This window comes from Citrobacter sp. Cm038, from assembly GCF_030333105.1.
GTDB lineage: Bacteria > Pseudomonadota > Gammaproteobacteria > Enterobacterales > Enterobacteriaceae > Citrobacter > Citrobacter murliniae.
This window is the reverse complement of the sequence record NZ_JAOWGO010000016.1, coordinates 1,004,393-1,026,077: the sequence shown is the minus strand read 5'-3', so window position 1 is coordinate 1,026,077 and position 21,685 is coordinate 1,004,393. Positions and strand designations below refer to the sequence as shown.

15 protein-coding genes are annotated in these 21,685 nt (G+C 51.5%); 12 read left to right on the top strand and 3 right to left on the bottom strand.

Going from position 1 to position 21,685, the window contains the following annotated elements; translation table 11 throughout:
• Window positions 1-6 precede the first annotated feature (6 nt).
• Window positions 7-3,054 (bottom strand): formate dehydrogenase-N subunit alpha, encoded by a 3,048-nt coding sequence (gene fdnG, locus OGY01_RS07220; RefSeq protein ID WP_136345514.1) that lies wholly within the window; start codon window positions 3,052-3,054, stop codon window positions 7-9.
• A gap of 287 nt (window positions 3,055-3,341) precedes the next feature.
• On the opposite strand from fdnG, the gene yddG reads away from it, so the two are divergent.
• The 3 genes from yddG to OGY01_RS07205 all read left to right on the top strand — a co-directional run bounded on the left by yddG (window position 3,342) and on the right by OGY01_RS07205 (window position 6,278).
• Window positions 3,342-4,223, top strand: a complete 882-nt coding sequence (gene yddG / locus OGY01_RS07215; RefSeq protein ID WP_286492720.1) for an aromatic amino acid efflux DMT transporter YddG — start codon at window positions 3,342-3,344, stop codon at window positions 4,221-4,223.
• A 449-nt stretch (window positions 4,224-4,672) separates the two neighbouring features.
• Entirely contained in the window at window positions 4,673-5,755 is a 1,083-nt protein-coding gene (ompC, locus tag OGY01_RS07210; RefSeq protein ID WP_045442984.1) for a porin OmpC, read from the top strand.
• Between the two features lie 82 nt (window positions 5,756-5,837).
• Window positions 5,838-6,278, top strand: coding sequence for a GFA family protein (locus tag OGY01_RS07205; RefSeq protein ID WP_045442987.1), 441 nt, complete (start codon window positions 5,838-5,840; stop codon window positions 6,276-6,278).
• Here OGY01_RS07205 and OGY01_RS07200 read toward each other — a convergent pair whose 3' ends face one another.
• A complete protein-coding gene (locus tag OGY01_RS07200; RefSeq protein WP_045442990.1) occupies window positions 6,279-7,766 on the bottom strand; it encodes an MFS transporter in 1,488 nt (495 codons plus the stop codon).
• Between the two features lie 117 nt (window positions 7,767-7,883).
• Here OGY01_RS07200 and OGY01_RS07195 point away from each other — a divergent pair, with 117 nt between their 5' ends.
• The 7 genes from OGY01_RS07195 to OGY01_RS07165 all read left to right on the top strand — a co-directional run bounded on the left by OGY01_RS07195 (window position 7,884) and on the right by OGY01_RS07165 (window position 17,857).
• On the top strand, window positions 7,884-8,462 hold the full coding sequence (locus OGY01_RS07195; protein WP_286492719.1) for a TetR family transcriptional regulator: 579 nt from the start codon (window positions 7,884-7,886) through the stop codon (window positions 8,460-8,462).
• 216 nt (window positions 8,463-8,678) lie between these two features.
• A complete protein-coding gene (locus OGY01_RS07190) occupies window positions 8,679-10,064 on the top strand; it encodes a NarK family nitrate/nitrite MFS transporter (RefSeq protein ID WP_045442996.1) in 1,386 nt (461 codons plus the stop codon).
• 146 nt (window positions 10,065-10,210) lie between these two features.
• Entirely contained in the window at window positions 10,211-13,951 is a 3,741-nt protein-coding gene (locus OGY01_RS07185) for a nitrate reductase subunit alpha (RefSeq protein WP_048221432.1), read from the top strand.
• Window positions 13,948-15,492, top strand: coding sequence for a nitrate reductase subunit beta (gene narH / locus OGY01_RS07180; RefSeq protein ID WP_045443002.1), 1,545 nt, complete (start codon window positions 13,948-13,950; stop codon window positions 15,490-15,492). Before OGY01_RS07185 ends, narH begins: the two co-directional genes overlap by 4 nt.
• The gene (narW, locus tag OGY01_RS07175) at window positions 15,492-16,187 is read left to right on the top strand and encodes a nitrate reductase molybdenum cofactor assembly chaperone (RefSeq protein WP_225760930.1); all 696 of its coding nucleotides are present in this window, start codon (window positions 15,492-15,494) and stop codon (window positions 16,185-16,187) included. The genes narH and narW overlap by 1 nt, the downstream gene beginning before the upstream one ends.
• Window positions 16,184-16,864 (top strand): respiratory nitrate reductase subunit gamma, encoded by a 681-nt coding sequence (narI, locus tag OGY01_RS07170; RefSeq protein WP_045443008.1) that lies wholly within the window; start codon window positions 16,184-16,186, stop codon window positions 16,862-16,864. The genes narW and narI overlap by 4 nt, the downstream gene beginning before the upstream one ends.
• Before the next feature lie 99 nt (window positions 16,865-16,963).
• Entirely contained in the window at window positions 16,964-17,857 is an 894-nt protein-coding gene (locus OGY01_RS07165; protein ID WP_286492718.1) for a PhzF family isomerase, read from the top strand.
• Between the two features lie 58 nt (window positions 17,858-17,915).
• Here OGY01_RS07165 and nhoA read toward each other — a convergent pair whose 3' ends face one another.
• A complete protein-coding gene (gene nhoA / locus OGY01_RS07160; protein WP_045443015.1) occupies window positions 17,916-18,761 on the bottom strand; it encodes an N-hydroxyarylamine O-acetyltransferase in 846 nt (281 codons plus the stop codon).
• Window positions 18,762-18,907: 146 nt separating this feature from the next.
• Here nhoA and OGY01_RS07155 point away from each other — a divergent pair, with 146 nt between their 5' ends.
• A complete protein-coding gene (locus OGY01_RS07155) occupies window positions 18,908-19,480 on the top strand; it encodes a flavin reductase family protein (RefSeq protein WP_200010810.1) in 573 nt (190 codons plus the stop codon).
• A gap of 203 nt (window positions 19,481-19,683) precedes the next feature.
• Window positions 19,684-21,660: an alkyl/aryl-sulfatase gene (locus OGY01_RS07150; protein ID WP_286492717.1), complete on the top strand. Its 1,977-nt coding sequence runs from the start codon at window positions 19,684-19,686 to the stop codon at window positions 21,658-21,660.
• Window positions 21,661-21,685: the final 25 nt, after the last annotated feature.

Below are 21,685 nucleotides of genomic sequence, written 5' to 3'. Positions count from 1 at the left end.
GCCCCCTTACGCCTTCTCGATGTTAACTAAAAACGCTTTGTATTCCGGCGTTTGCGAGTTTGCATCACCGACATTCGGCGTCAGGGTGTTGGCGATAAAGCCTTTACGCGCGACTCCTTCAAAGCCCCAGTGAATTGGGATCCCCACCGTTTCGACCTGCTGACCATTAACATGCAAGGTGCGCAGGCGACGCGTGACTACCGCAACTGCACGAATAAATCCGCGTTTGCTGCTGACCTTCACATAGTCACCGTTGGCAATACCTTTTGCTGCCGCCAGCGTTTCGCTGATCTCCACAAACTGCTCTGGTTGGGCAATCGCATTCAGCAAGGCATGCTTAGTCCAGGTGTGGAAATGTTCGGTCAAACGGTAGGTCGTACCGACGTACGGGAAGTCCTGTTTATTCCCCATACGCAACGCATCCGCTTCGTACAGACGCGCAGCCGGGTTGGAGATAACGTTCGGGTGCAGCGGGTTAGTTCCCAGCGGCGTTTCCATCGGCTCGTAGTGTTCCGGGAACGGCCCTTCCGCCAGCTTATCGATGGCGAACAGACGACCCAGCCCTTCCGGTTGCATGATAAACGGATTGGTACCACTGCCCGGTGCTGCGTTGTTGAAGTCAGGGATGTCGTTGCCTGTCCACTTCGTCCCGTTCCACTTGATCAACATGCGTTTTGGATCCCACGGTTTACCCTGCGGATCCGCCGAGGCGCGGTTATACAGTACGCGACGGTTCAGAGGCCATGCCCATGCCCAACCCAACGTATTACCCAGCCCTGACGGGTCGGCATTATCGCGGTTAGCCATCTGGTTACCCTGCTCAGTCCAGCTACCGGTATAAATCCAGCAGGAGGATGCCGTAGTACCATCATCACGCAGGAGCGCAAAGCTGTTGAGCAACTGACCTTTCTTCGCAACCAGCACGCCGTTGGCATCATAAAGATCTTCCAGCGCATAGCCGTTATTCTCTTTCGCCACCTCTTCAGAATGCGGCTCGTCTGGTTGCTTATAGTTCCAGCTCATTTTCAGCACAGGCTCGACGCCCTTACCACCTTCAGTGCGATACATCTCGCGCAGACGATGATAAATACCGGCCAGAATCTCGCCGTCATTGCGGGCTTCGCCCGGTGCGTCCTGACCTTTCCAGTGCCATTGCAGCCAGCGACCGGAGTTGGCAATTGAGCCGTCTTCTTCTGCGAAGCAGGTTGATGGCAGACGGAACACTTCGGTCTGGATCGATGCCGGATCGACATCGTTAGAATCGCCGTGGTTTTGCCAGAACGTTGAGGTCTCAGTTACCAGCGGATCGATAATCACCAGATATTTCAGTTTGCTCAGCGACTGAACCACTTTGTTTTTGTCCGGGAAGGACGCAACCGGGTTAAAGCCCTGACAGATATAGCCGGTAACTTTCCCGCTATCCATCATGTTGAAGTATTTGATGACGTCGTAGGACTGATCCCACTTCGGCAGCCACTCAAAACCCCAGTCGTTCTCTTTCTGCGCTGCATTGCCGTAGAAAGATTTCATCAGGCTAACGAAGAACTTCGGATAGTTGCCCCAGTAGTTAACCTGTTCGGCCAGCGTTGCTTTTGGTGTGTTCGCAGCCAGATAGGTTTGCAGATCCGCCTGCTTCTCTGACGGCAGCGTCAGATAGCCTGGCAGGCTGGTAGAGAGCAGACCTAAGTCAGTTAACCCCTGAATATTGGAGTGACCACGTAAGGCGTTTACGCCACCACCGGCCATCCCCATGTTACCGAGCAGCAACTGGATCATCGCCATGGTGCGGATGTTCTGCGCCCCTACGGTATGCTGCGTCCAGCCCAGCGCGTACAGGAAGGTCGTGGTACGGTCGGCTGCACTGGTGGAGGCCAGCACTTCACACACTTTCAGGAAGTCGGCTTTCGGCGTTCCGCAGATGTTTTCCACCACATCAGGCGTGTAGCGGGAAACGTGCTGTTTCAGCAGATTCCACACACAGCGCGGATGGCTTAATGTTTCATCACGTTTAGCGTAGCCGTTTTCATCGAACTGGTAGTTCCAGGACGATTTATCGTATTGACGTTTTTTCGCGTCGTAACCGCTGAACAGACCGTCTTCAAAAGCAAAATCATCCCGCACCAGCAGACTGGCGTTGGTGTAGTGCTTAACGTATTCAGCGTTGATTTTGTTATTTTCAATCAGGTACAGCAACACGCCGGAAAGGAACGTAATGTCCGTACCGGAACGAATCGGCGCATAGATATCCGCAACCGAGGCTGTACGTGTAAAACGGGGATCGACAACAATCAGCGTGGCATCATTGTTGTTTTTGGCTTCCATCGCCCAGCGGAATCCCACCGGATGTGCTTCAGCGGCATTACCGCCCATCACCATTACGACGTTAGCGTTTTTGATATCAACCCAGTGGTTGGTCATCGCACCGCGACCAAATGTTGGAGCAAGACTTGCTACCGTTGGTCCGTGTCAGACGCGCGCCTGGTTGTCTACAGCCAGCATGCCAAGTGAGCGCACAAATTTTTGCGTCAGCATGCCGGTTTCATTACTTGCCGCAGATGCACACAGCATCCCGGTTGAAAGCCAGCGGTTTACCGTTACGCCCTGCTCATTCTTCTCAATAAAGTTGGCGTCGCGGTCAGCTTTCATTAGTTTTGCAATGCGGGAGAATGCTTCATCCCAGCTAATGCGTTGCCATTTATCGGAGCCCGGAGCGCGATATTCCGGGTAGCGCAGACGATTCTCGCTGTGCACATAATCCAGTAATCCTGCGCCCTTAGGACAGAGTGCCCCACGGCTTACCGGATGATCCGGATCCCCTTCGATATGGTAAATCGACTCTTTGGCGTTTTTTGCTCCATCACCCAGGCTATACATTAATAGCCCGCAACCTACGGAACAGTATGTGCAGGTGTTTCGGATCTCTTTCGCACGTAACAGTTTATAGTTTCGTGCCTGAGCCAGTGCCATCTTGGGTGCGAAACCCAATGCAGCAACTGTTGTTCCCGCCATACCGCCCGCGCAGATTTTAAAGAATTGTCTGCGGCTGACGTCCATTGCTTTCCTCTTTTTTGCAGGGATGCGTACACTGACATCCTCAAGTTGCACTGAAAGCGGCAACCAGGAAGATGGCGTGTACAACTTCGCGACGAAACTATCAGCTATATCCATAATTTTTTTGCGTCAAATCAATAACGAAACGGTTCCGCTACTAAATAGTGCAGTTTGTTTAACCTTCGTACCCCCAAGGGGTTAGGCAAAAGGTAATTAGTTGGCGTGTTTTAGTGTAAAGGTGCTATAAATTTCAGCTTCATTTTCGCCAGTACCGTGGACTGAAATTCAGCATGACAAAACAAAAAGCAACGTTAATTGGGCTCATTGCCATTGTGTTATGGAGCACGATGGTAGGACTGATTCGTGGGGTTAGCGAAGGACTCGGGCCTGCAGGTGGTGCCGCGATGATCTTCTCATTAAGTGGTCTCCTGCTTATTTTTACTGTCGGATTTCCAAATATCCGCAAAATTCCTGTTCGTTATTTAATCGCCGGTAGCGTACTTTTTGTCAGCTATGAAATATGTCTGGCGCTGGCATTAGGATATGCCGCAACCCGACATCAGGCTATCGAGGTAGGAATGGTCAATTATCTCTGGCCAAGCCTGACAATATTGTTTGCCATATTGTTCAATGGTCAAAAAACAACCTGGTTGGTAATCCCTGGATTAATTGTCGCATTGACCGGAGTCTGTTGGGTATTAGGTGGTGATAATGGACTCAAACCTGGTGAAATTATCAACAATGTTGCGAACAGCCCACTCAGTTATTTCCTCGCTTTTCTCGGTGCATTTATCTGGGCAACATATTGCACAGTGACCAATAAATATGCGAAGGGTTTTAATGGTATTACCGTGTTCGTTTTACTTACGGCAACGAGTTTGTGGGTTTATTATTTTATCACTCCTCAACCAGAAATGGTTTTCAGCACTCCAGTGACCATTAAGCTGTTTACCGCAGCATTAACGTTAGGATTTGCCTATGCAGCGTGGAATATTGGTATTTTACACGGCAACGTGACGGTGATGGCCGTTGGTTCATATTTCACCCCGGTACTGTCGTCTGCACTCGCGGCCGTATTACTCAGCGCCCCACTTTCGTTTTCGTTCTGGCAAGGCGCACTGATGGTCTGTGCTGGTTCCTTGCTTTGCTGGTTAGCAACACGTCGCGCCTGAAAAAGAAGCTGGGCTTTCAGAACCCGGCTACACTATAATCAAATTATGGATAATTAACGTTCATTTAGCTTACATTTAATGTTTGCATTTGTTTAATTAAATGTTAAATATGTGATTTATTAATCAATAGTCGAAAGTATTGCAATATGAACAATATTCTTTCGCATGCATATATTACACAACCGAAACTAACGTTAATTAAACCATACGCTCCTCAATAGTCCCCCAGGTAAATATATATATCCAGACAAGTCACATATATCGACTAATACAATCAGTTGTATTATGTAGATCTGGATCACACAAATTCAAATATTCCGTAATATTATGAAACTTATTATTGAACTCATACCACAACGTCATTTAAAAATGGTTTGCCATTGACGAACACCTTCGTTTAGCAATGGTTTAGGAATCACACCAAGAAAAAATTATAAGGATTATTTAGAATGAAACTTAAATTAGTTGCAGTGGCAGTGACTTCCCTGTTGGCAGCAGGTGCGGTAAACGCAGCTGAGATTTATAACAAAGACGCAAACAAACTGGATCTGTACGGTAAAGTTCACGCTCAGCATTACTTCTCTGATGATAACGGAAGCGATGGTGACAAAACTTATGCGCGTCTGGGCTTCAAAGGCGAAACTCAGATCAATGACCAGCTGGTCGGTTTTGGTCAGTGGGAATATGAATTCAAAGGTAACCGTGCTGAATCCACCGGTGGTTCTAACAGCGATAAAACCCGTCTTGCATTCGCTGGTCTGAAATTCGCTGAATACGGTTCTTTCGACTACGGCCGTAACTACGGCGTAGCGTACGACATCGGCGCATGGACCGACGTTCTGCCTGAGTTCGGTGGTGATACCTGGACCCAGACTGACGTATTCATGACCAGCCGTACTACCGGCGTTGCAACCTACCGTAACACCGACTTCTTCGGTCTGGTTGAAGGTCTGAACTTCGCAGCTCAGTACCAGGGCAAAAACGACCGTAGCAACGTACAAGAAGCTAACGGCGACGGCTTTGGTCTGTCTACTACTTACGAATACGAAGGTTTTGGCGTAGGTGCTACCTATGCAAAATCTGACCGTACCGACCTTCAGAACAACCGTAGCAGCATTTTCAAAGCTAACGGTGAGAACGCTGAAGTATGGGCTGCTGGTCTGAAATATGATGCGAACAACATCTACCTGGCAACCACCTACTCTGAAACCCGCAACATGACCACCTACGGTTCCAATGTTAACGGTATCGCTGAAAAAGCTCAGAACTTTGAAGCTGTTGCTCAGTACCAGTTCGACTTCGGTCTGCGTCCGTCCGTTGCTTACCTGAAATCCAAAGGTAAAGACATCGCTGTATTCGGTGACCAGGATCTGGTTGAATACGTAGACTTGGGTGCTACCTATTACTTCAACAAAAACATGTCCACCTTCGTTGATTACAAAATCAACCTGCTGGATGACAACAACTTCACTCGTATTGCTGGTGTAAGCACCGACAACGTTGTGGCTGTTGGCCTGAACTACCAGTTCTAATTTTGTTGTAGTCTGAATGCAAAGCCAGTCCACTTCGGGCTGGCTTTTCTCTTGAAGTAGACTCGGTCATAAGGAGTATGCCGTGCAGACGTTCACAGGTCGTTGTCTTTGCGGACAAAGTCATTTTACCGTTAACGTCGAAATGCTTGATGTCTATGCCTGCCACTGCACGCTGTGCCAGAAGTGGTCAGGAGGCATCGCCATGTATCTGGAAGCCAGTGGTCATCCGCTGATGTCGCCAGAGTCAATCGAACCTTCGCACTTTCCCTCTTCAACGCGTGGAGAACGTTTTTTCTGTTCAGGTTGCGGCTGCCCACTGTGGTTTACGCTGACCGACAGCGATCGCTATTTTATTCCGTGGACGTTACTCGAACTTAACGAGGTAGATCGCCGCCGCCTGATTTTAGCGGCAGAAATCTATACTGAAACACAACCTGCGTTCTGGAGACTGACGGGGCAATATGCTCGTCTGAGTGGAAAAGAAGTCGAAGAGATGGATTACCCCTGTCATCTAGCCCACTAGTTATTGACTATTCACCTTCGCCAGACTGAACCACATCCCTACCGCTAACACGATAAGCATGCTGCCAGCGCTGCTCAATGCCACGCTGTGAGACCAGGTAAACGCTTCTCTGGCAGCTGCAAGCAACGCGTCACTCAGGGAAGGTGGAAGCGAATGCGCTAATTGAACCGCCTCGCCCATCGATGATGAAGCGCGCTCCAGTTCCTGCGGATTAAGTCCGGCAGGTGGCAGAATCGATGCGGAAAAACTGCGACTCAGCAACAAACCAAAAATAGCGATCCCCAGTCCGGCACCCAGTTCATAGGCCATGGTTTCGATCGCCCCTGCTGCTGCCGCTTTTTCAGCCGGGGCTGCCGCCATAATAGCTGCGGTTGAAGCCAATAGCGCACTGGCGGCACTGAAACCCAGTAAGGCCATTAAAATCCAGGCTTGTATCTGCTGGGAGCTGAAATCTGTCATTGCCAGTCCGTAAAAGCTGACTGCGCTCAGCGCCATACCTGCCGTTGCTACGCAGCGTAATCCCAGACGTGATACCAACATTCCGGCGATCGGTCCGCTGAATCCGCTCGCCAGCATCACCGGCAACATAAACAGCCCCGCCTGATACGGTGTTAAACCGTGAACAAACTGCAACTCCTGAGCCATCAACAGCTCAAAACCTACCAGCGTTATCATCGCGGTCATGGCCATCACAACGCCGCTAAGGATAATGCGATGCGTAAATAGACGCATATCAATCATTGGGCGCGAAGCAGCAAGCTGGATGCGAACAAACTGCATCAGCAACAGGGCGCCAACCAACAACGTCAGTACAATCACACCGGTCGCGATATGTCCTTTTAACGCAGTTTTGGCGCTATAAACCAGCAACAAGATAGCGACAATCAACATTATCGCATGACCGAAATTTAGCGACTGATCGCGACGTCCTGCCTGGCGCGGAACGTAACGCGCGGTCAATGCCATCACGACCAGAACAATCGGGACATTTATTAAGAATACAGATCCCCAGTAGAAGTGCTCCAGCAGCATGCCGCCGACTAACGGACCAAATGCCGCACCACCGGAACCCACTGCCGCCCAGACACCGAGGGCCATATTGCGGTGGCGTTGCTCGGCAAAGGTCGCACGAATGCCGGCAAGCGTCGCCGGTACGATCATCGCCGCACCGATGGCCAGCACCGCTCTGGTGGCGATGAGCCAGCCGGCAGTAGGTGCAAACGCTGCGGCCAGCGACGCCAGACCAAATAACCCTCCACCCAATAGCAGCAGGCGTTTAAAACCGATGCGATCGCCCAGTGCCCCCATCGGCAAGACCATCCCTGCCATTACCAGGGAATAAATATCGATGATCCACAGTAGCTCGTTACCACTGGCACCCAGCGTCATACTTAGCGTGGGCGCGGCAACGTGCAGCACCGTTGCATCAATCGCAACAGGGATGTAGACCAGCACAATAATCACTAACGTTAACCACTGACGAAACATAAAAATCCCTTCAAACTAAAACTGGACACATGTCCAGCTTTGGCGATCCTACGGAAAATTGAACACATGTCCAACTTTTTTTGTTAGACTGCGAACAACACAGGTACTGGAGGGTGTATGAGCTATTTGAATCGAGATGAACGCCGGGAAGTGATCCTGCAGGCAGCCATGCGAGTGGCGCTGGAAGAAGGTTTTACTGCCATGACGGTGCGACGAATAGCCTCAGAGGCTAACGTGGCAACTGGTCAGTTACACCACCACTTTACCTCCGCCGGTGAACTCAAATCCCAGGCTTTTGTTCGACTGATTCGTACTCTGCTCGATGCTGAACTGGTGAGTGAAGACGCTAGTTTTCGCGAACGACTGCATTCGATGCTCGGCAGCGAGGAAGGTGGGTTCGAGCCTTACATCAAGCTCTGGCGCGAAGCGCAAATCCTGGCGGATAAAGATCCTGAAATCAAAAGCGCCTATCTACTGACGATGCGAATGTGGCACGAAGAGACAACGGCTATCATTATCCGCGGCCAGCAGGCCGGCGAATTTTCCCGCGCACCGGATGCCGCTGACGTCGCCTGGCGTTTAATCGGTCTGGTCTGTGGTCTTGATGGCATGTATGTGCTGGGTATTGCGGAAATGGCCGATCCCGCCTTCACGCGGCATCTGGATCGTATGATAACTCTGGAACTATTTAGCTGAATTAATAGATGAGTTAACAATACATCTTTTTAAGTTTACAATTAGTAACACTTAAACAACGCGTTATTTCCCCATCACACCGCGCTATTGCACTTTTTTATCTATTCTTTCAGTCAATATTCCTAAAACTTTTCAATAGTTTCTAAAAAGAGCTCGCGCGGCTCTTCCTCTGCCTATTTCTTTTTTTCATGAACGACGTGTGCATGTGAGGACAATATGGCACTACAAAATGAGAAAAATAATCGTTATCTTTTAACTGACTGGAAACCTGAAAACCCCGCATTTTGGGATAATAAAGGTAAACATATAGCCCGGAGAAACCTCTGGATATCAGTAAGTTGCCTGCTGCTTGCCTTCTGCGTCTGGATGTTATTTAGCGCCGTGGCAGTGAATTTAAATAAAATTGGCTTTAATTTCACTACCGATCAACTCTTTTTATTAACCGCATTACCTTCCCTCTCTGGTGCAATATTACGCGTCCCCTACTCCTTTATGGTGCCTATATTTGGTGGTCGCCGCTGGACGATTTTCAGCACTGTAATTCTTGTTATTCCTTGTCTGTGGCTCGGATTTGCCGTGCAAAACACATCTACTCCGTTTGGCGTATTTATTGTTATTGCACTGATGTGTGGATTTGCTGGCGCCAACTTTGCCTCCAGCATGGGCAATATTAGTTTTTTCTTCCCAAAAGCCAAACAAGGCAGCGCGTTAGGCGTTAACGGCGGTCTCGGTAACCTGGGCGTCAGCGTAATGCAATTGATCGCGCCACTGGTTATTTTTCTGCCCATTTTTACCTTTTTGGGCGTACAGGGCGTACCACAGCCTGATGGCTCATTACTGTCGCTGGCTAACGCAGCGTGGATTTGGGTTCCATTGCTGCTGCTCTCAACGCTGGCAGCAGGTATGGGGATGAATGACATCGCCAGCTCAAAGGCTTCTATCGCCTCTCAGTTACCGGTCCTCAAGCGCTTTCATCTTTGGCTGTTAAGCCTGCTGTACCTCGCCACCTTCGGGTCATTTATCGGCTTTTCAGCAGGATTTGCCATGCTGGCAAAAACCCAGTTCCCCGACGTGAATATTCTGCAACTGGCGTTCTTCGGCCCGTTTATCGGCGCTCTGGCGCGTTCTGCAGGCGGCGTTATTTCTGACAAATTTGGCGGCGTACGGGTGACATTAATCAACTTCATGTTTATGGCGTTGTTTAGCGGCCTGCTGTTTCTCACCTTGCCAGGTTCAGGCTCGGGGAGTTTCACCGCCTTCTACCTCGTGTTTATGGGACTGTTCCTGACCGCAGGACTGGGGAGCGGATCGACCTTCCAGATGATTGCGGTGATCTTTCGCAAAATCACAATTTACCGGGTGAAACTGCGCGGAGGCACTGAAGAACAGGCCCAGCGTGAAGCGGTAACAGATACCGCCGCCGCGCTTGGGTTTATCTCCGCTATTGGCGCGGTTGGCGGTTTTTTCATCCCAAAAGCGTTTGGCTCATCCCTGGCGCTGACCGGATCTCCCGTTGGCGCTATGAAAATATTTTTAGTGTTTTACATCGTCTGCGTGCTGGTGACCTGGCTGGTCTATGGCCGCAAATCACAAAAAAAATAACAACGTACATACCGCAGGATCGAATGCTTTTGTCGGCCGGATAAGACCTTAGCCGCCCACAATTTCCTGATAGCAACGCTCTCGCGACTCATCAGGCCAGCAGTTCGGTTCACTGTCGGCAAAATTATCGGAGCAGGAGAAATGTCATGAGTAAACTGTTGGATCGCTTTCGCTACTTTAAACAAAAGGGCGATACGTTTGCCGATGGTCACGGACAAGTGATGCACAGCAACCGGGACTGGGAAGACAGCTATCGCCAGCGCTGGCAGTTCGATAAAATCGTACGCTCAACCCACGGCGTCAACTGCACCGGCTCATGCAGCTGGAAAATCTACGTAAAAAACGGACTGGTCACCTGGGAAACACAGCAGACCGACTATCCGCGCACCCGTCCTGATCTGCCCAACCATGAGCCACGAGGCTGCCCTCGTGGGGCAAGTTATTCCTGGTATCTCTATAGCGCTAACCGTCTGAAATACCCACTGGTGCGTAAACGCCTGATTGAACTGTGGCGCGATGCCCTCTCCCGCCAGCCGGATCCAGTGCTGGCCTGGGAATCCATTATGAACGACCCGCAAAAGTGCCAGAGCTACAAACAGGTACGTGGACGCGGTGGGTTTATCCGGTCAAACTGGAAAGAGCTAAATCAGCTTATTGCTGCCGCCAATGTCTGGACAGTGAAAACTTACGGCCCGGATCGCGTCGTTGGGTTTTCGCCAATTCCGGCTATGTCGATGGTTTCTTACGCAGCCGGAACGCGCTATCTCTCGCTTATCGGCGGGACCTGTCTGAGCTTCTACGACTGGTATTGCGATTTGCCTCCCGCATCGCCGATGACCTGGGGAGAGCAGACCGATGTACCGGAATCCGCCGACTGGTATAACTCCAGCTACATTATCGCCTGGGGTTCCAACGTCCCGCAGACCCGTACGCCAGATGCACACTTCTTCACGGAAGTGCGCTACAAAGGCACCAAGACAATTGCTATTACGCCGGACTACTCGGAAGTTGCCAAGCTGTGCGACCAGTGGCTGGCTCCGAAGCAAGGTACCGACAGCGCGCTGGCGATGGCGATGGGCCACGTGATCCTGAAAGAATTCCACCTCGACAAACCCAGCGACTATTTCCTGAATTACTGCCGTCGTTATACCGATATGCCGATGCTGGTACTGTTGAATGCCCGTGAAGACGGTAGCTATGTCCCGGGCCGGATGATGCGTGCCTCCGATCTCGTCGATGGACTGGGTGAAAGCAATAACCCGGAATGGAAAACGGTTGCCTTTAACAGCGCCGGTGAACTGGTGGTGCCAAACGGTTCGATCGGTTTTCGCTGGGGAGAAAAAGGTAAGTGGAACCTCGAGGCGCTGGCTGCAGGCACGGAAACCGAACTGTCCTTGTCGTTGCTCGGTCAGCACGACGAAGTTGCCGGGGTGGCCTTCCCCTATTTTGGCGGTAATGAAAACCCACACTTTCGTAGCGTCAAGCAGGAGCCTATACTGGTGCGTAAGCTGCCGGTAAAACACCTTACGCTTGCCGATGGCACACTTTGTCCGGTAGTCAGCGTTTACGATTTGGTGCTGGCAAATTACGGCCTCGATCGCGGTCTGGATGACGCTCACAGTGCTCATGATTACACCGAAATCAAAGCCTATACCCCGGCCTGGGGCGAACAAATTACCGGTGTGCCAGCCCGCCATATCGAACAAATCGCCCGGGAGTTTGCGGATACCGCACACAAAACCCACGGTCGATCGATGATTATCCTCGGTGCCGGCGTCAACCACTGGTATCACATGGACATGAACTACCGTGGGATGATTAACATTCTGGTGTTTTGTGGCTGTGTCGGTCAAAGTGGCGGTGGCTGGGCGCACTACGTTGGTCAGGAAAAGCTACGTCCGCAAACCGGTTGGCTTCCCCTGGCTTTTGCACTGGACTGGAACCGTCCACCGCGTCAGATGAACAGCACCTCGTTTTTCTACAATCACTCCAGCCAGTGGCGTTATGAAAAAGTCACTGCTCAGGAACTGCTCTCCCCGCTGGCTGATGCGTCGAAGTTTACCGGACATCTGATTGACTTCAACGTACGCGCCGAGCGCATGGGCTGGTTGCCCTCCGCGCCTCAGCTCAACCTAAATCCGTTAACCGTAAAAGCGAAGGCAGAACAGGCAGGCTTGTCACCTGCGGATTACACCGCACAGGCACTGAAGTCGGGGGATATCCGCATGGCCTGCGAGCAACCAGACAGCGGTAAAAACCATCCTCGTAACCTCTTCGTCTGGCGTTCAAACCTGCTCGGCTCCTCAGGTAAAGGGCATGAATACATGCTCAAATATCTGCTTGGTACGGAAAGCGGTATTCAGGGTGAAGCACTTGGCTCAAGCGAGGGTATTAAACCTGAAGAGGTGGAGTGGCAATCGGCGGCTATCGAAGGCAAGCTCGATCTGTTGGTGACGCTGGATTTCCGGATGTCGAGCACCTGCCTGTTTTCAGACATCGTGTTGCCTACCGCCACCTGGTATGAAAAAGACGATATGAACACCTCGGATATGCATCCGTTTATTCACCCGCTGTCGGCGGCGGTTGATCCCGCCTGGGAATCAAAAAGCGACTGGGAGATTTATAAGGACATCGCCAAAGTGTTCTCAGAGGTGTGTGTTGGACATCTGGGACAGGAAACCGACGTGGTGTTGCAACCGCTGCTGCATGACTCCCCGGCAGAACTGTCGCAACCGTTTGATATTCAGGACTGGCGCAAAGGCGAATGCGAACTTATTCCGGGTAAAACGGCACCCAATATTGCCGTCGTGGAACGGGACTACCCCGCCACTTACGAACGCTTCACATCGCTTGGGCCATTGATGGACAAGCTGGGTAACGGCGGAAAAGGTATCTCCTGGAACACCCAGACGGAAGTCGATTTCCTCGGCAAGCTCAACTACACCAAGCGTGAAGGCGCGGCAAAAGGTCGCCCGCTGATTGACACCGCGCTGGATGCGTCCGAAGTGATCCTGGCGCTTGCGCCGGAAACGAATGGTCAGGTGGCGGTGAAAGCCTGGCAAGCGCTGGGCGCAATGACCGGGCGTGACCATACGCATCTGGCGCTAAACAAAGAAGACGAAAAGATCCGTTTTCGCGACATTCAGGCGCAACCGCGCAAAATCATCTCCAGCCCGACCTGGTCAGGTCTTGAAAGCGAGCATGTCTCTTATAACGCCGGCTATACCAACGTTCATGAGCTGATCCCGTGGCGCACGCTGTCTGGCCGCCAGCAGTTGTATCAGGATCACGCGTGGATGCGCGCCTTCGGCGAGAGTCTGGTGGCCTACCGTCCGCCAATCGACACCCGCAGCGTGAGTGAAATGCGCGAAATTCCACCAAACGGTTTCCCGGAAAAAGCGCTGAACTTCCTGACACCACACCAGAAATGGGGTATCCACTCCACCTACAGTGAAAACCTGTTGATGCTTACGCTGTCGCGCGGTGGTCCGATTGTCTGGATCAGTGAAACCGATGCTAAAGAGCTGGGTATTGAGGATAACGACTGGATTGAAGCCTTTAACGCCAACGGTGCACTGACTGCCCGCGCGGTGGTTAGCCAGCGCGTGCCGCCCGGGATGACGATGATGTACCACGCTCAGGAGCGGATCATGAATATTCCTGGCTCTGAAGTTACCGGAATGCGCGGCGGCATTCATAACTCCGTGACCCGCGTGTGCCCGAAACCCACGCACATGATCGGCGGCTATGCGCAACTGGCTTACGGCTTCAACTATTACGGCACGGTCGGCTCTAACCGCGATGAGTTCATCATGATTCGAAAAATGAAAAATATTAACTGGCTGGATGATGAAGGTCGCGATCAGGTACAGGAGGCGAAAAAATGAAAATACGCTCACAGGTAGGCATGGTTCTTAATCTGGATAAATGCATTGGCTGCCACACCTGCTCCGTCACCTGTAAAAACGTCTGGACCGGACGTGAAGGTATGGAATATGCGTGGTTCAACAACGTCGAAACCAAACCGGGTATTGGTTATCCGAAAAACTGGGAAGACCAGGACGAGTGGCAAGGCGGCTGGGTTCGCGACGTTAACGGTAAGATAAGACCGCGTCTGGGCGGTAAGATGGGCGTCATCACTAAAATCTTCGCCAACCCTGTCATTCCGCAAATCGATGATTACTACGAACCGTTCACCTACGACTATCAGCATTTGCATAGCGCGCCAGAGAGCAAAAATCAGCCCACCGCCCGCCCGCGTTCGCTAATTGATGGCAAACGAATGGACAAAATTATCTGGGGGCCAAACTGGGAAGAACTGCTTGGCGGGGAATTTGAAAAACGCGCCCGTGACCGTAACTTCAAGGCGATACAAAAAGAAATGTACGGTCAGTTTGAAAACACCTTCATGATGTATCTGCCGCGCCTGTGCGAACACTGTCTGAACCCCAGTTGCGTGGCAACCTGCCCGAGCGGCGCGATTTACAAGCGTGAAGAAGATGGCATTGTGTTGATCGACCAGGATAAATGTCGCGGCTGGCGCTTGTGTATCAGCGGCTGCCCATACAAAAAAATCTACTTTAACTGGAAGAGTGGCAAGTCAGAAAAATGCATTTTCTGCTACCCACGTATTGAATCCGGTCAGCCAACGGTATGTTCGGAAACCTGCGTCGGACGTATTCGCTATCTCGGCGTGCTGCTGTACGACGCAGACCGTATTGAAGAGGCGGCCAGCACTGAACATGAGACCGATCTCTATGAACGCCAGTGCGATGTGTTCCTCAACCCTAACGATCCGGCGGTAATTGAGGAAGCACTGAAACAGGGGATCCCACACAACGTCATCGAGGCGGCCCAGCGGTCACCGGTCTACAAAATGGCGATGGACTGGAAGCTGGCACTGCCGCTGCACCCTGAATACCGCACCCTGCCGATGGTCTGGTATGTGCCGCCGTTGTCACCGATTCAGTCAGTCGCAGACGCCGGTGGCCTGCCGCACAATGGCAATATTCTGCCGGCCGTCGAGTCGCTGCGTATTCCGGTGCAGTACCTTGCCAATATGCTCAGCGCCGGAGATACCGGCCCGGTACTGCGCGCGCTGAAACGTATGATGGCAATGCGTCACTATATGCGTTCGCAAACAGTAGAAGGCGTAACGGATACCCGCGCTATTGAAGAAGTGGGTTTAAGCGTTGAGCAGGTCGAAGAGATGTATCGCTATCTGGCTATTGCTAACTATGAAGACCGCTTCGTGATCCCAACCAGCCACCGTGAAATGGCTCGCGATGCCTTCCCGGAGAAAAACGGCTGCGGCTTTACCTTTGGCGACGGCTGTCACGGTTCCGACACCAAATTCAACCTGTTCAACAGCAGCCGCATTGATGCTATCGATATCACCGAAGTGCGCGATAAAGCGGAGGGTGAATAATGCAAATCCTTAAGATTATCGGACTGCTGATGGAGTATCCGGACGAATTGCTATGGGAATGCAAAGACGATGCTCTACAACTGATCGCCAGCGATGCGCCAGTGCTTACCAGGTTTACAACGGAACTGCTAAACGCTCCGTTACTCGATAAACAAGCTGAATGGTGCGAGGTGTTTGACCGGGGCCGCGCCACCTCGCTTTTGCTGTTTGAACATGTGCATGCTGAATCTCGCGATCGCGGCCAGGCGATGGTTGACCTGCTGGCTCAGTACGAAAAGGTGGGGCTACAACTCGACTGTCGGGAACTGCCGGATCACCTGCCATTGTATCTGGAGTATTTAAGCGTTTTGCCTGAAGCCGAAGCCAGAGAGGGATTACAGAATGTGGCGCCAATCCTGGCGTTGCTTGGCGGTCGCCTGAAGCAGCGAGAGGCACCATGGTATCAGCTGTTTGACGCCCTGCTGACTTTAGCAGGAAGTCCGCTTTCAAGTGACAGTGTCACCAAGCAGGTGGGTGCGGAATCCCGGGATGATACCCGTCAGGCGCTGGATGCGGTCTGGGAAGAAGAACAGGTGAAGTTCATTGAGGATAACGCCACTGCCTGTGACAGTTCACCGTTACAAAACTATCAACGACGCTTTAGCCAGGACGTCGCCCCCCAGTATGTCGACGTCAGTGCGGGAGGCCCGAAATGATACAGTATCTGAACGTCTTTTTTTACGACATCTACCCGTATCTGTGCGGCACGGTGTTTATCCTTGGCAGTTGGCTACGCTACGACTACGGGCAATATACATGGCGCGCCTCCTCCAGCCAGATGCTCGATAAGCGCGGCATGGTGCTTTGGTCGAACCTGTTCCATATCGGCATTCTGGGGATCTTCTTCGGTCATCTGTTCGGCATGCTAACCCCGCACTGGATGTACGCCTGGTTCCTGCCTGTTGCAGTCAAACAGCAAATGGCAATGATTGCAGGGGGCCTCTGTGGTGTGCTGACGCTGGTTGGTGGAGCAGGTTTGCTGGTTCGTCGTCTGACAAACTCGCGAATTCGCGCCACCTCATCCACTGCCGATATTCTGATCCTGTGCGTATTGCTGATTCAGTGTATCCTCGGCCTGACCACTATACCGTTCTCCGCTCAACATCCTGACGGCAGTGAAATGCTGAAACTGGTAGGCTGGGCACAGTCAGTGGTGACCTTCCAGGGGGGCGCGTCTGCGCATCTGGATGGTGTCGCATTGATCTTCCGTGTACATCTGGTATTAGGCATGACCATCTTCCTGCTGTTCCCGTTCACCCGTCTGGTCCATGTGTGGAGCGCGCCGGTTGAATATTTTACCCGTCGCTATCAGATCGTTCGTTCTCGCCGCTAATGCTCTGCGATGCCCGGTGGTGCTTGCACTAACCGGGCATACGTTAGCCATACGAATTTTTGCACGCTATGATGCTTCTCCATCCCAGGGAGAACATCAATGAAACCACAGATTTATCACGTCGATGCCTTTACCTCTGAACCTTTTCGCGGCAATTCAGCGGGGGTTGTATTGCATGCTGATGGCCTGAGCGATACGCAGATGCAGCTGATCGCGCGGGAGTTGCGCCATTCAGAAACGGCATTCATGCTCTCCAGCGATGACAGTGATGTCCGGATTCGCTACTTTACCCCCACGATCGAAGTACCCATCTGCGGACACGCCACCGTCGCGGCTCACTATGTGCGGGCGAAAGTGCTCGGTCTGGGAGATACCACCGTCTGGCAGACTTCTCTGGCCGGTCGTCATCGGGTTGAAATTCACGCTGAAGGCGGCGATCACCGTATCACTCTGGAACAGGGTGCGCCGGTTTTCGAGCCTCCGTTGGAAGGCGAAACGCGTGCGGCAATCATCAGCGCCCTGCACCTGACTGAAAGCGATATGCTGCCAGGGGTACCTGTTCAGGTGGCCTCCACTGGTCATTCAAAAGTAATGATCGCACTGAAGCCAGAGGTCGATATCGATGCCTTGTCCCCGAACCTGTCGGCATTAACAGCACTCAGCCAGAAAATTGGCTGCAACGGTTTCTTCCCGTTCCAGATCCGCCCTGGGAAATACGAAACTGATGGTCGCATGTTTTCACCCGCGATCGGTATTGTGGAAGATCCAGTGACGGGCAATGCCAACGGTCCGATGGGAGCATGGCTGGTGCATCATAATCTGATGGTGCATGACGGAAAATTATTGCGCGTCCAGGGGCATCAGGGTCGCGCGCTGGGACGCGACGGCATCGTCGATATTGCGGTGACCATCCGCGATAACCAACCAGAAAAAGTGACTATCTCTGGTGCTGCGGTGATCCTGTTTCATGCCGAATGGGCGATTAATCTCTGACGAAACAGATAAGCCGGATAAGGTGTTACCCTGTCATCCGGCTATATTCCGCTTCGCGCTATTTTCCTGCCTCCGGATGGGTATCAAACGCAGCCATCACCGTGGCCAGTTCTGCCTCAGTAAATCCGTGTTTTGCATCGTCAACACCCAGATCAAAGCGTTCCTGCAATAGCATATACAGGCTGGCGACATCGGGTACATTCATCTGCTCGACCGCATGACCGTCCTGGTAATGGGTAAAGTGAAAATTGGTTAACGTCAGCTTACCCCCGTCCGGCAGATGGCGGCACATCAGCAGATGATGACGAAAATGCGATTGTGGCCAGTGTGCTGACCAAAAATTGCCCATCACATAATCGCTCTGGTGCTGCATGACGAGATCAAAGTGGTACATTGATTGCCAGTGTTCATGGTGTCGGAACTGCAGGATCCAGTCCTCCCCCTCCTGAATCAGGCGATACTCACCGTGCGGTGTCTGCTGTTCCAGGTTAGCCTGCAACCGAATAGGCGCCGTCAGCGTTTGTCCGCCAAATCCTACGTCGGCAATCCACTGCTCTCCCTGCAACTCAACCAGTAGCAGGCGATGAGTACGTGGCGGCAGGGTTGATGGATTCGCCAGCACCACACGTCCGAGTAAACTGCGCACCGTAAAACCTGTCTCCCGCAGTGCTCGCTCAAGTACTCCGTTTTGTTCAAAGCAATACCCGCCACGACGAGCGTTCACCAGCTTCTCTTCCAGAGCCAGATCGTCGAGCTGTATCTCTCGCGGTAGCAACACATCCAGATTTTCAAACGGAATAGCGGCGTTGTGCAGTAAATGCAGTCTCTTCAAAGTGTTAATGTCGACTGCTGGCGTACCTGACCAGCCAATACGGGAAAAATAGGCTTTTAAAAAAGGCGTCATATAGCGTTCCTGTTTGTTCAATGTTGTACTTATAACGCATTTTTAATTTTACGCCGGCGATTTTGTGCGCTGGGTCTTGTTGTGGGATGACAAAATCGCTAATACCGTTAATTATGACGCTGTTTTTATCTTTCAGAGGAGTCGCCATGAGTCATTTTCATCCAGTTGAATTGCATCATGCCAGTCGGCTGTTGAATCACGGCCCAACCATTTTGATTACCAGTCGGGACTCGACGACAGAACGCCGTAATGTGATGGCAGCAGCATGGTCAATGCCCGTTGAGTTTGAGCCACCACGCATAGCCATTGTGGTGGATAAGACTGCCTGGTCGCGCGAACTCATTGAACGCAGCGGCATGTTTGGCATTGTTATCCCGGGCGTTGCGGCAACCAACTGGACCTACGCCGTGGGAAGCGTGTCCGGTCGTGAGGAAGATAAATTCAACTGCTACGGTATCCCGGTGATAAATGGTCCAGTGCTTGGCTTACCGGTGATAGAGACAAAATGTCTGGCCTGGATGGAGTGTCGCCTGCTGCCAGCGACATCTGCACAGGAGAAATACGACACCTTGTTTGGCGAAGTGGTTTCAGCCGCAGCGGACGAGCGCGTATTCATCGACGGTCGCTGGCAGTTTGATGATGACAAACTCAATACCCTGCATCATCTGGGTGCAGGCACGTTTATTATTAGTGGGAAACGTATCACTGCAGGCGAGTAATAGTGCATTTACCGATGGCAGTGAACGACTGCCATCCTGGTCTTATTTAATCTAAAGCCTAATAATCCCCCCCTTCCTTGCCGATTCATTAACGCCAGTTATAGTTAATCTTGCACTAACCCAAATATCTATTCAAAACACTATCCGTAAAAGCAGCATCCCCCTTAACACTGTACTTCGTGAAGTATCAGAGAGGTTTTACGATGCAACTTAATAGAATCGCGAAATGTTTTATTCTTGCTGGGTTATTAACATCTTTCTCTGTTCCTCTTATGGCCGCAGAAGCACCAAAAGACGCTACTGCATCCACGCAACAAGCTAACAATGCGCTCTACAACCAACTTCCTTTTGACGATAACACTGACTTTACCGATGCCCATAAAGGCTTTATCGCCCCTATCCCCCAGGAAACGATTAAAGGCGAACAAGGCAACGTGATCTGGGATCCGCAGCAGTACACGTTTATTAAAGAAGGTGATAAAGCCCCGGACTCAGTGAATCCCAGCCTGTGGCGGCAGGCTCAGTTAATCAACATCAGTGGCTTGTTTGAAGTAACCGAGGGTGTGTATCAGATCCGTAACCTCGATCTTTCAAACATGACGATTATCGAAGGTAAAGAAGGCATAACCGTTGTTGATCCACTGGTATCAGCTGAAACAGCTAAAGTCGGTATGGATCTTTATTTTAAAAATCGCGGTAATAAGCCCGTCGTCGCCGTCATTTATACTCACAGTCATGTAGATCACTACGGTGGCGTACGCGGTGTGGTCGACGAAGCGGATGTAAAATCAGGAAAAGCGAAGATCTATGCGCCTTCGGGCTTTATGGAAGCCGCAGTTGCCGAAAATATAATGGCCGGGAACGTAATGAGCCGTCGAGCCAGCTATATGTATGGCAACCTGTTGAAACCTGATACCAAAGGCCAGGTTGGTGCCGGGCTGGGTACCACAACATCTGCGGGTACAGTCACCCTGATTGCACCAACCAATATCATTGAGAAAGACGGGCAAAAAGAGGTTATAGACGGTTTAACCTATGACTTTATGCTGGCGCCAGGCTCAGAAGCTCCATCAGAAATGTTATGGTTTATCGAAGAGAAAAAACTTATTGAATCGGCAGAGGATGTCACACATACCCTGCACAATACCTACTCTTTGCGTGGCGCAAAAATACGTGAACCACTGCCCTGGTCTAAATACATCAATGAAGCCATCGTTCGCTGGGGAGACAAAGCAGAAATCCTGATGGCCCAACACCACTGGCCGACCTGGGGTAATGACAACGTGGTGAAGCTGCTCAAGAGCCAGCGTGACCTGTATCGATACATCAATGACCAGACGCTACGTATGGCGAACGAAGGCCTGACCCGCGACGAAATAGCCGCTAACTTCAAGCTGCCTGATTCACTGGCGCATACATGGGCTAACCGCGGTTACTACGGTTCTGTCAGCCATGATGTGAAAGCTACCTATGTGCTTTATCTCGGCTGGTTTGACGGTAACCCGGCGACGCTGGATGAACTGCCGCCGGAAGACGCCGCGAAAAAGTACGTCGATTATATGGGCGGTGCGGATGCCATACTGCAGAAAGCAAAAACCGACTATGACCAGGGTAACTATCGTTGGGTGGCACAGGTCGTGAGCAAAGTGGTGTTTGCCGATCCGAACAATCAGGCGGCCCGCAATCTGGAAGCTGACGCGCTGGAACAATTAGGATATCAGGCAGAGTCCGGCCCGTGGCGTAACTTCTATCTCACCGGTGCGCAAGAGTTACGTAACGGCGTGGTTAAAGGACCAACCCCGAATACCGCCAGCCCGGATACCGTACGGGCGATGACGCCAGAAATGTTTTTCGACTACCTGGCGGTACATATTAATGGACAGAAAGCCGGTGATGCGAAATCCGTATTCAACATAGACCTCGGTAACGACGGAGGAAAATACAAGCTGGAGCTGGAAAATGGCGTTCTGAATCATACCGCCAATGCTGAAGCGAAAGAGGCTGACACGACTATCACTCTTAGCCGCGATACGTTGAACAAAATCATCCTCAAGGACATAACCCTGAAGCAGGCTGAAGAAAGCGGTGATGTGAAGATAACCGGCGACAGTGCCAAACTCGAGGCTATGCTTGGCTATATGGATAAATTCGAATTCTGGTTCAATATTGTCACACCGTAAATATATTATTAAACGGGCGGCCTTC